This window comes from Streptomyces panaciradicis (assembly GCF_023516615.1).
Lineage (GTDB): Bacteria > Actinomycetota > Actinomycetes > Streptomycetales > Streptomycetaceae > Streptomyces > Streptomyces panaciradicis.
Genome location: NZ_JAMGBF010000027.1, coordinates 59,939 through 72,493, shown reverse-complemented (window position 1 = coordinate 72,493; position 12,555 = coordinate 59,939). Strand labels below are relative to the sequence as shown.

Here is a 12,555-nt window from a genome sequence, read left to right as displayed (position 1 = left end):
GACCATTGCTTCGCCGTATCAATACGGCGGAAACCGCACGGAAACAGCGCGTGGGACGCCGCCTGTGGCGGGGTGTCGGTCAGCCCGGCAGAAGGTAGCGGGAGAGGCGCGCCTCGGCGTCGGCCGCGTTGATGCCGAGCGCCCTGCCGATCGCCTCCGGCGCGAGTTCGTCGGCCCGGGCGGCGTAGGCGGCCTCCTGGCCGATGCGGCGGGCGAGGCGCTCCAGCGCGGCCACCGACTTCAGGGCGGCGACCGGCGCCTGGTCCGCGAGGACGGTCAGCCGCTCGTCCAGCCGCCGCAGCAGGTCGGTGACCTCCTCGGGCAGGGGCACCGTCTGCCGCTCGACCGCCCGGACGTGTGCGCGCCAGTCCTCGAAGGCGGGCGAGGTGTCGAGGTCGTCCAGCGGGTCGTCCTCGATCCGCCGCCCGTCGAGGGGGTGGCTCACGCCCCGCCAGCCGCACGCGCAGGCGGCGCGGAAGGCGGCCGCCCGGGGCCGGCCCAGTCGCCCGTCGTAGGCCCACAGCTCGCGGGTCTCACGGCCCGCGACTCCCCCGCCGATGTCGAAGGACACCGGCGCGGGCTCGGCGCCGTCCGCGAGGACCGCGCCCACGATGCCCTCGTGCGCGTCGCCGAACTCCTCGGTGCGCCACCCCACGGCCACTCCCCTTCCCCCTGGGGCCGCCCCGCGCCCCCGCAGGTCCGAGGATGCCGCAGGCCGTCCGCGCGCGTGCGGGGATTCACGGCAACCGACCGGATCGCCGGGGCTCGTCGGCCGTCCGAAAAGGAGCCGTCAACTTTCCAGGAGGCGACTGGGGTTGAGGGCGCCGCGCCGAGAGAGATTGACGATCTCCCGCTCGGGGCATCAGGACTGGACAGGGCCGGCCGCGCGCGAGGTGCCGCGGCCCCGGTGGGCGGACAGACCGCGGGGATACCGGATGCGCCTGGAGGGGATGTGATCCGCCATGCGTGCGCAGGGGCGTACCCATCGGCGTTCCGTACGAGTGGAGTACCTCCTGCCCGACGAGGCCGCGTCGGCCGGCCGGGCGCGGGGGCTGACCTCGAGATTCCTCACCCACTCCCGTCATCGGGCGACGCGGGTCACGGCCGAGCGGATCGACGACGTGAAGCTCGTCGTGTCCGAGCTGGTCGCCAATGCCACCGAGCACGGCAAGAGCGGCTGCCGCCTGCGCCTGCAGGTGACGGACGGCCAGGTGACCGTCGAGGTCTACGACGACAACCCGGTCGCGCCGCGGGTCCGTGCGTTCACCGCCGAGGGCGAGAGCGGGCGCGGCCTGGCCATCGTGCGCTGCCTCGCCCAGCACCTGGACGTCCGGTCGGTCACCGGCGGCGGCAAGCGCGTGCGGGCCGTCCTGGCCCTTCCCGCCTAGCCCGAACCTGCCGTCCGGATCAGCTCGGCGAGCCGCGCGCGGCACGCGCATGTGCCGCGTCGCCGTCACTCGCCGACTCGCCCCTTCGCCTTGCAGCCGCACGCACCAGACCCCGCTCGGGCGGGCCATGACGCACTGCCCCCGCCTGTCGGCCTGATCCGGCCGACGGGCCCTGGCCGACGGAGACCACCACCCGGCGGCTTCGACCGCGCGGCCGGCCGCTCTGCGTTGCAGCAGGTGCGGGGCTGCGGCGGCCCTTTCGTCGTGCGGGCGGCGGCCCATGGGCGGAAGCTCGGTGACCGACCGGGCCGTGAGGTGGCGGCTCACGAGGTCGCACGGATGCGTGCGCCACGCCCGGCCCCCGCGGGCCACGACCCGCCCCCGCTCCGCCTTGCAGCAGGTGCGGGCTGCGGCGGCCCTTGCGTCGTGCGGGCGGCGGCCCATGGGCGGAAGCCCGGTGACCGACCGGGCCGTGAGGTGGCGGCTCACGAGGTCGCACGGATGCGTGCGCCACGCACGGCCCCCGCGGGCCACGACCCGCCCCCGCTCCGCCTTGCAGCAGGTGCGGGCTGCGGCGGCCCCTTCGTCGGGCGGGCGGCGGCCCATGAGCGGAAGCCCGGTGACCGACCGGGCCGTGAGGTGGCGGCTCACAGGGTCGCACGGGTACGCGCGCCACGCACGGCCCCCGCGGGCCACGACCCGCCCCCGCTCCGCGTTGCAGCGGTTTCGGGCTGCGGCGGCCCCGTCGTGCGCCTCGGCGACTGCCCGGGTACGCGGCAGCGGCTCATGGAGGCGCGCGGCTGTGGCCGCCCCGTAGGGCTCCGCACGTAGCCCCCGCCCTCGGAGACGTCACCCGTGCCCCGCGTGCAGATGGCTGTGGGACACCTCCGGCGGGCATGGGGGGTCCTCGCCGCGGCGGTCGCGCCGCCAGTCGTGCACGGCGAGGGCCAGGGAGCACAGCACCGGCAGCACGCCGAGGCCGACGGCGGTCGCCACGGCGAGGTGGTAGTCGTGGCCGCGCGCGCCCAGCACGACGTAGAACAGGCCGGGCAGCGCGGCCGTGCCGACGGCCCCGCCCAGCCGCTGTCCGGTCTGCAGGGCGCCGCCGGCCGCGCCCGCCATGCGCACCGGCACGTCCCGCAGAGTCATGGTGACGTTGGGCGAGATGACGCAGCCGCTGCCCAGACCACCGACGAACAGGACGGGCGGGGTGAGCCACACGGCCAGGCCCTTCGGCGCCAGCCACAGGATCAGCGCGGTCCCGCCGAGGCCCAGGGCCACGCCGGCGAGTCCGCAGACGGTCAGCAGCCGGCCCAGCCGGTCCACGAGCCGGCCCGCCACCGCCGCGGCCAGCGCCGAACCCAGCGCGAACGGCGTCACCGCGAGGCCCGACCGCAGCGGCGAGAAGTCGAGGCCGTTCTGGAAGAAGAGGGCGAAGACCAGCCAGACGCCGCTGAAGCCGACGAAGTAGAGGGTGGCGATGGCGGCGCCGACGGCGTAGCCGCGGGTCTCGGTCAGCAGCCGGGGGTCCAGCAGGGGCTGGCCCTCGCGGGCCGCGACCCGGCGTTCCCACCGGGCGAAGGCCACCAGCAGCGCGGGTCCCACGAGGAACAGCCACCACAGCCGTCGTACGCCGCCGGACTCGGCCAGCACCAGCGGCAGCATCAGCGCCAGGACGCCGCAGCCGAGGAGGGCGACGCCGCCGAGGTCGAGGCGTTCACGGCGGCCGGGGACCGCCCTGGGCAGCAGGCGGATGCCGAGCAGCAGGGCGACCGCGCCGACCGGGACGTTGACGTAGAAGATCCAGCGCCAGCCCTGGGGGCCGTCGGCCAGCGTGAGGATGAGTCCGCCGACGACGGGGCCCACGGCGCTGGAGATGCCCACGGTCGCGCCGAACAGCCCGAAGGCGCGGCCGCGTTCGGCTCCGCGGAACATCTGCTGGATCAGTGCGGAGTTCTGCGGGGCCAGGCAGCCCGCGGCGACGCCCTGGGCGATGCGGGCGACGACCAGGAACGTGATGGTGGGGGCGGCGCCGGCCGCGGCGCTGCACAGCACGAAGGCGGTGAGGGCCAGCAGGAAGATGCGGTGTCTGCCGAGCGCGTCGCCGATGCGCCCGGCGGTCACCAGGACCAGCGCGAAGGCGAGGGCGTAGCCGGAGACCACCCACTGGATGGCGGGCGCGCTCGCGTGCAGGTCGCGCTGCATGGACGGCAGGGCCACGGCGACGATCGTGACGTCCAGCAGGCTCATGAACCCCGCCACCAGGGTGACCCACAGAGCCTTCCACCGCCGGGGGTCGCTCCCGCCGTCCGCATTCCTCGGCACGGTGCCTCCTTCGCCCGATCACTTACCCGGTCCGGTGAGGGTTCCCGTATACGCCACGAATCATCGGCTTTCGGCCACGTGCTGCCGGTGCAGTTGATCCAAATCCATATTACTGAAACGTAACCTACCGAGGGGTACCCCCGGTAACACCCGCCTCGGTACGGTCCTGACACTTCGTCTAAGAACGGCGCGAGGTGCGGTGGGACGACCGCGCTCTCGTGCCGTCGGCACCTGCCCCACCAGGTCATCAGCCGCCGCCCGAGCCGCAGCCCGAGGCTCGGCCTCCCCCTGCACCGGAGGCTCGTCATGCCCGTTTCCGCACGCCAGCTCGCCGTGGCCGTCACCACCGCCGCGTGCCTCGGCGCCACCGCCGTGCCCGCCGCGTCGGCGTCGCAGACCGACGCCGTCGTCTCCCGTGGTGTCACGATCCCGGAGTTCTACAACCCGCCCGCCGAGCTGCCGTCGGCCGACGGCGCGCTCGTGCGCAGCGAACCGCTCCCCCTCGCGCTGAGCCTGCCGGGCGTCGACGGACCGCTGCCGGGCACGGCGACCCGGCTGATGTACAAGTCGACGGACTCCACCGGCCGTCCGATGGCGGTCACCGGCGCCTACATCGAACCGGCGGCCGCCTGGAAGGGCGGCGGCGACCGGCCGCTGGTCGTCCTGGCGCCCGGCACCCTGGGACAGGGCGACCAGTGCTCGGCCTCCCTCGGCCTGGAGCACCCGCTGCTGCTCAACGGCCAGACGCTGTCGGTCGGTTACGAGGACCTGGCGGCCTACCGCCTGCTGTCCGAGGGCGTCGCCGTCGTCGTCACCGACTACGCCGGGCTCGGCGCCACCGACCGGCTGCACACCTACGTCAACCGGGTCGACGAGGCCCACGCCGTGCTCGACGCCGTCCGCGCGGCCCGCTCCCTGCCCGCGGCGTCGATCACCGCGGCGTCGCGGGTGGGCCTGTACGGCTACAGCCAGGGCGGCGGGGCGACCGCGGCCGCCGCCGAACTGCAGCCCTCCTACGCCCCCGACGTCACCCTCTCCGGCACCTACGCGGGCGCCCCGCCGGCCGACCTGGTCCAGGTGACCAAGGCCATCGACGGCAGCGAACTCGCGGGCGCGCTCGGCTGGTCGGTCAACGGCTTCCTGCAGTCCGACCCGGCGCTGGTGCCGATCGCCGACGCCCATCTCAACGCGGCCGGACGGGCGGCCCTGAAGGACCTGTCGACGATGTGCGTGGGGGACGCGCTGTTCTCCTACGGCGGCGTTCACAGCACCAGGTGGACCACGGACGGCTCGTCCCTCAGCGACATCATCGCCTCGGAGCCGGCTCTGCGGAACTTCCTCGCCGACCAGCGCATCGGCACGATGAGGCCGGCCTCGCCGGTCCGGGTGGCCACCGGGACCAAGGACAACCTCGTCCCGCACGCCCAGGCACGCCGGCTCGCCGCCGACTGGTGCGCCAAGGGCGCCGACGTGACGTACAAGCCGATCTCCCAGCTCGACCTCGGCAGCGCCCTGCTCAACCACGTCACCCCGCTGCTCACCGACCAGGGCGCCGCCATCTCCTGGCTGACCGACCGGCTTCAGGCCGAGCCCGCGACCTCCAACTGCGCGGCCCTGCCGGGCCTTTCCTGACTCAGAAGACTAGAGCTGTACGGCGCCGTTCGCGGCGCAGGCCTCGGCGGCCAGGCCGCCGGGGCCGGGGTCCGGGCGGAGCATCTGGGCGACCAGCTCGCCCGTGGCCCGGTGCCACGCGCCGCTGCGCCGGAGCATCGCGTGGTCCCCGCCCCGGACCGTCACCAGGCCGGCCGGCGTGCCCGCCGCCCGGGCCCGGCGCACGAAGTCCGCCGACTCGGCGGGCGCACACACCCGGTCGTGGTCGCCGTGCACGAGCACGATCCGCACGTCGCCGAGGTGGGCGACGGGGTCGGCGGGCGGGCACCAGGGCGCCAGGGCCAGCACGCCCCGCACCAGGGGGTGGGAGGCGGCGCGCAGGGCAGCCCTGGCTCCCATCGAGTGTCCGACGAGGACGACGCGCGCGGCCTCGGCCAGCTCCGCGAGCTCGTCGAGCGCGCGCAGGGCGTCGTCGGCCGGGTCGCCGGTGTTCCAGCCCCGGTGGCGGTAGCGGACCTGTCCGAGCAGGGCGTCCGGGGGTGCCGTCGCGGCGGCCGCGCGCAGCACCGGGTGCATGCGGAGCGCGGCCGGCTGCCAGGGGCGCACCGCGCGGCGGCTGACCTCCTGGCCGCCGTGCAGGGTCACGATCGCGGCGGAGACGGGCTGCTGCGGGGCGCGCCGCACGATCAGTGCGGACTCATTGCGTGGCACCCTCCCACCATGCCCCATCGCCCCGGGCGCCCGGCCACCCGGTGCCCGCACCTCCGCACGGCAGGGGGCGCACGCACAGGCCGGTGAGCCCTGCATGCGCCCGCACCTCGGCGGGGAGGATGTGCCGTGTCTTCGGCCGCTCGGCCGGGACATCGCGTACCCGAGCTTCACCTCGTCGAGAAAGCAGGTCGGCTCCGTGCTGTTGCGTCTGCCCGAGTCCGTGTCCGAAGCTCAGGAGTGCGTCGCCGAGGGGGCGGTGCCCGTCGGCGGGGCCACGCTGGTGTGGGCGGGCTGGCAACGCGACGGCTTCCCCGAGCGGGCCATGTCCCTGCGCAACGTGCCGGAGGCCAACGTCGTCGAGCGCGGCAGGCTGGGCGCCGCCGTGGTGCTGAACCGGATCGACGAGCGGGTCCCGGAAGTGCTCCGGCAGGCCGCCGCCCGGGTGGGGACCGGCGCCGTGCGCCGGACGGCCACCGTCGGAGGCAACATCGTCGGCAGCACGCTGCGCTGTCTGCTGCCCGCCGCCCTGGTGCTGGACGCCCGCGCGACGGTCCTGGAGCGGGACCGGGTCTTCGAGACCGATCTGGCCGAACTCCTCGCCAAACAGCACCTGTTGCTCAGCCTCCATTGGCCCGAGCCGCTGGTCAGCGCCTACCGCAAGGTGGAGGGCGAGGCGGGTGGTCCCCCGCCGCTGGTCGTCGCAGCCGCGGTGCACGCCGGGCAGCAGGGACCGCCCCGGCTGCGCGTCGCGGTGCGCGACGGCTACGACGTCCTCGCCGCCGAGATCGCCGGTGGCGACGGCGCCGGGCGGATTCTGGACCGCCTCCGGGAGACGGCCGTCGGCACGCTGCACGAGACCGGCTGGGAGGTCGTGCGCGGGCACGTCACCGAGCTGCTGGCGCGGCCGACGCCGTAGCGGCGGCGGCATACTGGGCCCATGCGTCTCGGGGTGGTCACCGCGATCCTCTACTGCGTGCAGTTCAGCCCGGAGTTGAACGACGCCGAGGTCGAGCGCATCGCGGACATGGTTCTGGAGCGGCCCTTCTACGACCTCGCGGTCGAGGAGGAGTACGCCGGCATCGAGGCGGTGCTGGCCGCGCCGGACTGGGAGGACGACCTGTCCTGGCAGCCGCACGCCGAGGCGGCCGTCCGGGACTTCCTGCGACGGCTGCTCCAGCGCCTGGACGCGCTGCGGCCGTGGCGGGAACCGCCGTTCCGCAGCCTGGAGTCGAACCGCTGGGAGGAGTACCGCACGGGCCGGCTGCTGGCGCACGTGCGGCTGTACCCGCCGCCCCAGGACCCGCTGTTCTCCCGTCTGCGGCCGGTGCCCGGGGACGAGCACGAGCTGCGGGCGACCCTGCTGCGGCTGCGCTCCGGCGACGAGGTCGCCCTGATCGCACCGCCGTCGTCGGGCACGGGCGACGCGGCGCTGATGGCCGTCGCCCCGCACCGGCCCGCCCCGCAGGTCATCGAGGCGTTCGTCACCCACACCGGATACGCCCGCGAACGCGTGACCCCGGCGGTACGGCGGTGGTGGCGGCGTCCGGTCCTGCCCGCGGGGGTGCGGCCCACCGGGTGAGCCGCCGGCCCGCTCGTCAGTCGGCCGTCTTGCGGGCGAGGGCGTTGTTGTCGATGGAGTTGTGCACGCTGAAGCTGACGGCGTCCGAGCGGTAGCGGTCGTCCGACCACTCCACGGGGCGCCCCTCGCGGGTGGTGGTCACGCGGCGCACGCGCAGCAGCGGGCTGGTGCGGCGGATGCCGAGGAGTTCGGCGTCCTGCGCGCTCGCCGCGACGGCGTCGATGACGTGCTCGCCGTAGGCGAAGACCAGACCGGTGCTCTCGTACAGCAGTTGGGTGACGGAGGCCGCGTCGGGGTCGACGCTCTCGACGGCGGGCGAGATCCAGTCGGCGTACACGGTCCGCTCCACCAGGACCGGCTCGCCGTCCAGCCCGCGCACCCGCAGCACGTGCAACACCGGTGTGCCCTCACGCAGTTGGAGGCGGGCGGCGTCCTGGGCGGTGGCGGGCAGGTACGCCTGGGACACGACGTGGCCGGTCGCCTCGCGGCCCATCGCGCGGGCCCACTGGGCGAAGCTGCGCAGTTCGGCGAAGCTCTGGCTGCGGCGGCTGGCGAGGACGACCCGGCGGGCGCCCTGCCGGGAGCCGATGAGTCCCTCGGCGGTCAGCGCGGCGACGGCCTGGCGGACGGTGCCGCGCGAGACGCCGTAGTGGGCGGCGAGCTCCGTCTCGGGCGGCAGCCTGCTCCCCACCGTGTACTGCTCGCGGTCGATCGCCCGCCGCAGTTCGTCGGCGATCTCCTCGTGTCGCGTCGCCACCGTGCCCCTCCGAGTCTGCCGCTGTGCACAGCGTGACCACCCTAAACGAGGCCGACGGCCGATCGCGCTTTCCCCGAACTGTGCAGGGAATGGGAGGTCACAATTTCGCCACTGTTTACGAAGGCGTCACCACAGGCAGGATTACTGAGGCCAACTTGTTCAGACAAGTTCTCAGTCTTTGTGCGTCCTCCCCTGCGCCCCTCCTGGAGTCCCCGTGTCCCAGCCGAGAACAGCCGCTCTGGCCTCCTCCCTCGCCGTCGTCGCCGCGCTCGCCCTGAGCGCCTGCGGCGCGGCACCCGACAACGCGTCGACCACCGCCGACGGCAAGAGCGCCGCCACCGCCGGCTCCGCCGCCGACTTCGGCGGCCTGTCCAAGCTGGTGGCCGCGGCGAAGAAGGAGGGCACGCTGCACGCCATCGCGCTGCCCCGCGACTGGGCCAACTACGGCGCCCTCATCGACGGCTTCCAGAAGAAGTACGGCATCAAGATCCAGGTGGAGAACCCCGACGGCTCCAGCCAGGACGAGATCAACGCCGTGACCTCCCGCAAGGGCCAGGACCGCGCCCCGGACGTCCTCGACCTCGGCTCCTCCTTCGCCCTCAGCGCCGCCCAGCAGGGCCTGCTCGCGCCGTACAAGGTGGCCTCCTACGCCGACATCCCGGCCGGCCAGAAGGACCCGCAGGCCCGCTGGTACAACGACTACGGCGGCTACATCTCCATCGGCTGCGACGCCAAGCGCGTCAAGACCTGCCCGACCACCTTCGCGGACCTGCTCAAGCCGCAGTACAAGGGCCAGGTCGCCCTCAACGGCAACCCGACCAAGTCCGGTTCGGCCTTCGGCGGCGTGTACGCGGCCGCGCTCGCGAACGGCGGCTCCTTCGACGACATCCAGCCCGGCCTGGACTTCTTCGCCAAGCTGAAGAAGAACGGCAACTACACGCCCGTGGAGTCCACTCCGGCGACCGTCGAGAAGGGCGAGACGCCGATCAGCATCGACTGGGACTACCTCAACGCCGGCTACGCCGACGAGTTCAAGTCCAAGGGCGTCGACTGGAAGGTGGCGGTGCCCACCGACGGCAAGTTCTCCCAGTACTACTCCCAGGCCGTCAACAAGGACGCCCCGCACCCGGCGGCCGCCCGCCTGTGGCAGGAGTACCTCTACAGCGCCGAGGGCCAGAACCTGTGGCTCAAGGGCTACGCCCGCCCGGCGCTGATGACGGCCATGGACAAGGCCGGCACCCTCGACAAGGAGGCCGCCGCCAAGCTTCCCGAGGTCTCCGGCACGCCCTCCTTCCCGACCGAGGCCCAGCAGTCCAAGGCCAAGACGGTCATCGCGCAGGGCTGGGCGAAGGCCGTCAGCGGATGACGGCGACCCTCACGGGCGTGGACGTGGCGCCGCCGGTCACCTCGGTGAAGCGGCGGCGCCGTGCCCCCGGCTGGCTGGCCGTCGTCCCGCTGCTCGTGTTCACCGCGATCGCCTTCGGGGTGCCGGCGATCGCCATGCTGGACGGCGCCTTCAGCGTCAAGGACCAGGCCACCGGCGCCAGTTCGTACAGCGCCGAGAACCTGACCACCTCCTTGCACGGCGCCTACCTGACCGCGTTGCTCGGCAGCGTCAAGCTGTCGGCCGTCTCCGCGGGCATCGGCACGGTGCTCGGGCTGCCGCTCGCCCAGGTCGTGGTGACCTCCCGCTTCCGGGCGCTGCGCGACGCCGTGCTCACCGCCTCCGGCGTGCTCGCCAACTTCGGCGGCATCCCGCTGGCCTTCGCCTTCGTCGCCACGCTCGGCAACGCCGGTGTGCTGACCCGGCACCTGGGCCTGACGAAGGCCGGCTGGGACCTCTACAGCTTCTGGGGCCTGGTCATCGTCTACCTGTACTTCCTGATCCCGCTGATGGTCCTCACCATCACCCCGGCTCTGGAGGGCCTGCGCTCCCAGTGGCGGGAGGCGGCGCAGAACAACGGGGCCACCTCCGTGCAGTACTGGCTGCACGTCGCCCTGCCGGTGCTGCTGCCGTCGCTGCTGGGCGGGTTCGTGCTGCTGTTCGGCAGCGCGTTCGCCGCCTATGCCACCGCCGCGGCGATGGTGGGCAGTTCGGTGCCGCTGGTGACCCTGCAGATCGCCGACGCCATCTCCGGCAACGTCCTGGTCGGCCAGGAGAACGTGGCCCTCGCCCTCAGCCTGGACATGGTCCTGGTCGCGGGCCTCGTCATGGCCGTGTACCTGCCCCTGCAACGACGGAGTGCGCGATGGCTCGCCTGAACCCGTGGCGTTGGGTCGTCCTCGGCCTGGCCGCGCTGTACTTCCTGGTGCCGCTGGCCTCCTCGGTGATCTTCACCGTGGACGTACCCGGCCAGGGCGTCACCTTCGACGCCTACACGCAGATCGTCTCCACCGACGGCTTCGTCTCCAGCCTGCTGCTCTCGCTGGAACTGGCGCTGGCGACCATCGCGATCGTGCTGCTGCTGATGGTGCCCGCCATGGTGGCCCTGCGGCTCGGCGCGCCCCGGCTGCGGCCCGTGGTCGAGGTGATCTGCCAACTGCCGCTGGTGGTCCCGCCGATCGCCTTCGTCGCCGGCATCTCCACCGTCCTGAAGTGGGGCCCCGACCATCTCTCCCGCACCCCGCTGTTCCAGACGTTCGTGGCGATCCAGAACCCCAGCTTCCCGTTCGTGCTGGTCATGGCCTACGTCGTGATGGCGCTGCCGTTCGTGCACCGGGCGCTGGACGCCGGGCTGCGCGCGATCGACGTGCGTACCCTCGTCGAGGCCGCCCGCAGCTGCGGCGCGAGCTGGCCGCAGGCCCTGCTGCGCACCGTGCTGCCCAATCTGCGCGGGGCGCTGCTCAACGCGGCCTTCCTGACCCTCGCCCTGGTCCTCGGCGAGTTCACCGTGGCCCAGCTGCTGGGCTTCCAGCCGTTCGCCGTGTGGATCTACAGCGTCGGCGGCTCGCAGGCCCAGCTGTCCGTCGCCGTGTCCGTGCTCAGCCTGCTCGTCACATGGGCCCTGCTCCTCGCGCTCGCCGGTGTCGGCGGCCGCACCCGTACCGCTTCGTCCCGGGGATGAACCATGACCGCCACCACGCTTGAGAAGGCCGCCGTCGACAAGGCCGCCACCGTCGAATTCCGCGGTCTGCGGCGGGAGTTCGGGCCCACCGTGGCCCTGGACGGCCTCGACCTGACCGTGCGCCCCGGGGAGTTCCTGGCGCTGCTGGGCCCGTCCGGGTGCGGCAAGACCACCGCGCTGCGCATGCTCGCCGGGTTCGAACACCCCGACGCCGGTGAGGTGCTGGTCGACGGCAAGGACGTCACCGACGTGCCGGCCCACCGCCGCGACGCCGGGATGGTCTTCCAGTCGTACAGTCTCTTCCCGCATCTGAACGCGCTCGACAACGTCGCCTTCGGGCTGCGCATGCGCAAGGTGGGCGCCGCCGAACGCCGTTCCCGCGCGGCCGAGTTGCTGGAGCTGGTCGGCCTCGCCGACAAGGGCCTGCGGTTCCCGCACCAGCTCTCCGGCGGCCAGCAGCAGCGCATCGCGCTCGCCCGCGCGCTCGCCCTGCGGCCCCGGGTCCTGCTGCTGGACGAGCCGCTGTCCGCGCTGGACGCCAAGGTGCGCCTCACGCTGCGCGAGGAGATCCGCCGGCTGCAGCAGGAACTGGGCATCACCACCCTGTTCGTCACGCACGACCAGGAGGAGGCCCTGTCGATCGCCGACCGGGTCGCCGTGATGCACGCGGGCCGGCTCGAACAGTGCGCCGAACCCGCCGAGTTGTACCAACGGCCCGCGACGGCGTTCGTCGCCGAGTTCGTGGGCACCATGAGCCGGATACCGGGGCACCTGGCCGAGGACACGGTCGAGGTCCTCGGCATGCGGCTGCCCGTGGAGGGGACCGTGCCGCAGGCGTCGGAGGTCGACGTCCTGGTGCGGCCCGAGGCGGTACGCGTCGAAGCCGACGCCACCGGCTCGGCGACGGTCATCGCCACCGCCTTCCTCGGCGCCGCCACCCGGCTGACCGTGCGCCTCGCCGACGGCACCGAGGTCAAGGCCGACCTGCCCACGCACGAGGCGGCCCCGCTGGGCGCCGGCGCCGCCGTCCGGGTGTCGCTGCCCGAGCGGCCGGTGCTGGTCGCCGAACGCGCACGTTGAGCACACCCGAGCCCGGCTCCCGGCCCATCCCCCCACGCA

Annotated in this window: 12 protein-coding genes; 8 read left to right on the top strand and 4 right to left on the bottom strand. The window is 73.8% G+C overall.

All coding sequences use genetic code 11. The features are described from left to right. Positions 1-79: 79 nt before the first annotated feature. Positions 80-655: a hypothetical protein gene (locus M8J74_RS12220; RefSeq protein WP_249836389.1), complete on the bottom strand. Its 576-nt coding sequence runs from the start codon at positions 653-655 to the stop codon at positions 80-82. A gap of 307 nt (positions 656-962) precedes the next feature. On the opposite strand from M8J74_RS12220, the gene M8J74_RS12215 reads away from it, so the two are divergent. Next, a complete protein-coding gene (locus M8J74_RS12215; protein ID WP_249836388.1) occupies positions 963-1,388 on the top strand; it encodes an ATP-binding protein in 426 nt (141 codons plus the stop codon). Positions 1,389-2,237: 849 nt separating this feature from the next. Here M8J74_RS12215 and M8J74_RS12210 read toward each other — a convergent pair. Next, the gene (locus M8J74_RS12210; protein ID WP_249836387.1) at positions 2,238-3,713 is read right to left on the bottom strand and encodes an MFS transporter; all 1,476 of its coding nucleotides are present in this window, start codon (positions 3,711-3,713) and stop codon (positions 2,238-2,240) included. 306 nt (positions 3,714-4,019) lie between these two features. Between M8J74_RS12210 and M8J74_RS12205 the strand changes: the two genes are divergently transcribed. Beyond that, a complete protein-coding gene (locus M8J74_RS12205) occupies positions 4,020-5,345 on the top strand; it encodes a lipase family protein (protein WP_249836386.1) in 1,326 nt (441 codons plus the stop codon). A gap of 9 nt (positions 5,346-5,354) precedes the next feature. Here the strand turns inward: M8J74_RS12205 and M8J74_RS12200 are convergent, their stop codons facing one another. After that, on the bottom strand, positions 5,355-6,035 hold the full coding sequence (locus M8J74_RS12200) for an alpha/beta fold hydrolase (RefSeq protein ID WP_249836385.1): 681 nt from the start codon (positions 6,033-6,035) through the stop codon (positions 5,355-5,357). Between the two features lie 196 nt (positions 6,036-6,231). Between M8J74_RS12200 and M8J74_RS12195 the strand changes: the two genes are divergently transcribed. Together M8J74_RS12195 and M8J74_RS12190 are read left to right on the top strand one after the other, a co-directional pair. Continuing rightward, positions 6,232-6,951, top strand: coding sequence for an FAD binding domain-containing protein (locus M8J74_RS12195; RefSeq protein WP_249836428.1), 720 nt, complete (start codon positions 6,232-6,234; stop codon positions 6,949-6,951). A 21-nt stretch (positions 6,952-6,972) separates the two neighbouring features. Next, positions 6,973-7,614, top strand: coding sequence for a hypothetical protein (locus M8J74_RS12190; RefSeq protein WP_249836384.1), 642 nt, complete (start codon positions 6,973-6,975; stop codon positions 7,612-7,614). A 16-nt stretch (positions 7,615-7,630) separates the two neighbouring features. On the opposite strand, the gene M8J74_RS12185 is transcribed toward M8J74_RS12190, so the two are convergent. After that, positions 7,631-8,371, bottom strand: coding sequence for a GntR family transcriptional regulator (locus M8J74_RS12185; RefSeq protein WP_058921241.1), 741 nt, complete (start codon positions 8,369-8,371; stop codon positions 7,631-7,633). 214 nt (positions 8,372-8,585) lie between these two features. On the opposite strand from M8J74_RS12185, the gene M8J74_RS12180 reads away from it, so the two are divergent. Genes M8J74_RS12180 through M8J74_RS12165 form a run of 4 tightly spaced genes read left to right on the top strand, consistent with a single transcriptional unit; the run spans position 8,586 to position 12,516 of the window. After that, positions 8,586-9,737 carry an ABC transporter substrate-binding protein gene (locus M8J74_RS12180; protein WP_249836383.1) on the top strand — a complete coding sequence of 384 codons (1,152 nt, stop codon included), beginning with the start codon at positions 8,586-8,588 and terminating at the stop codon, positions 9,735-9,737. Beyond that, entirely contained in the window at positions 9,734-10,633 is a 900-nt protein-coding gene (locus tag M8J74_RS12175) for an ABC transporter permease (protein ID WP_249836382.1), read from the top strand. Before M8J74_RS12180 ends, M8J74_RS12175 begins: the two co-directional genes overlap by 4 nt. Continuing rightward, complete coding sequence (locus M8J74_RS12170; RefSeq protein WP_249836381.1) at positions 10,621-11,436, top strand: ABC transporter permease; 816 nt, start codon at positions 10,621-10,623, stop codon at positions 11,434-11,436. The genes M8J74_RS12175 and M8J74_RS12170 overlap by 13 nt, the downstream gene beginning before the upstream one ends. Positions 11,437-11,439: 3 nt before the next feature. Further along, positions 11,440-12,516, top strand: coding sequence for an ABC transporter ATP-binding protein (locus tag M8J74_RS12165; RefSeq protein WP_249836380.1), 1,077 nt, complete (start codon positions 11,440-11,442; stop codon positions 12,514-12,516). Positions 12,517-12,555: the final 39 nt, after the last annotated feature.

Bases quoted from the DNA above. Each gene is read 5' to 3' on its own strand.
- M8J74_RS12205 (WP_249836386.1), top strand. From the start codon at position 4,020: ATGCCCGTTTCCGCACGCCAGCTCGCCGTGGCCGTCACCACCGCCGCG.
- M8J74_RS12170 (WP_249836381.1), top strand. From the start codon at position 10,621: ATGGCTCGCCTGAACCCGTGGCGTTGGGTCGTCCTCGGCCTGGCCGCG.
- M8J74_RS12175 (WP_249836382.1), top strand. From the start codon at position 9,734: ATGACGGCGACCCTCACGGGCGTGGACGTGGCGCCGCCGGTCACCTCG.
- M8J74_RS12165 (WP_249836380.1), top strand. From the start codon at position 11,440: ATGACCGCCACCACGCTTGAGAAGGCCGCCGTCGACAAGGCCGCCACC.
- M8J74_RS12215 (WP_249836388.1), top strand. From the start codon at position 963: ATGCGTGCGCAGGGGCGTACCCATCGGCGTTCCGTACGAGTGGAGTAC.
- M8J74_RS12190 (WP_249836384.1), top strand. From the start codon at position 6,973: ATGCGTCTCGGGGTGGTCACCGCGATCCTCTACTGCGTGCAGTTCAGC.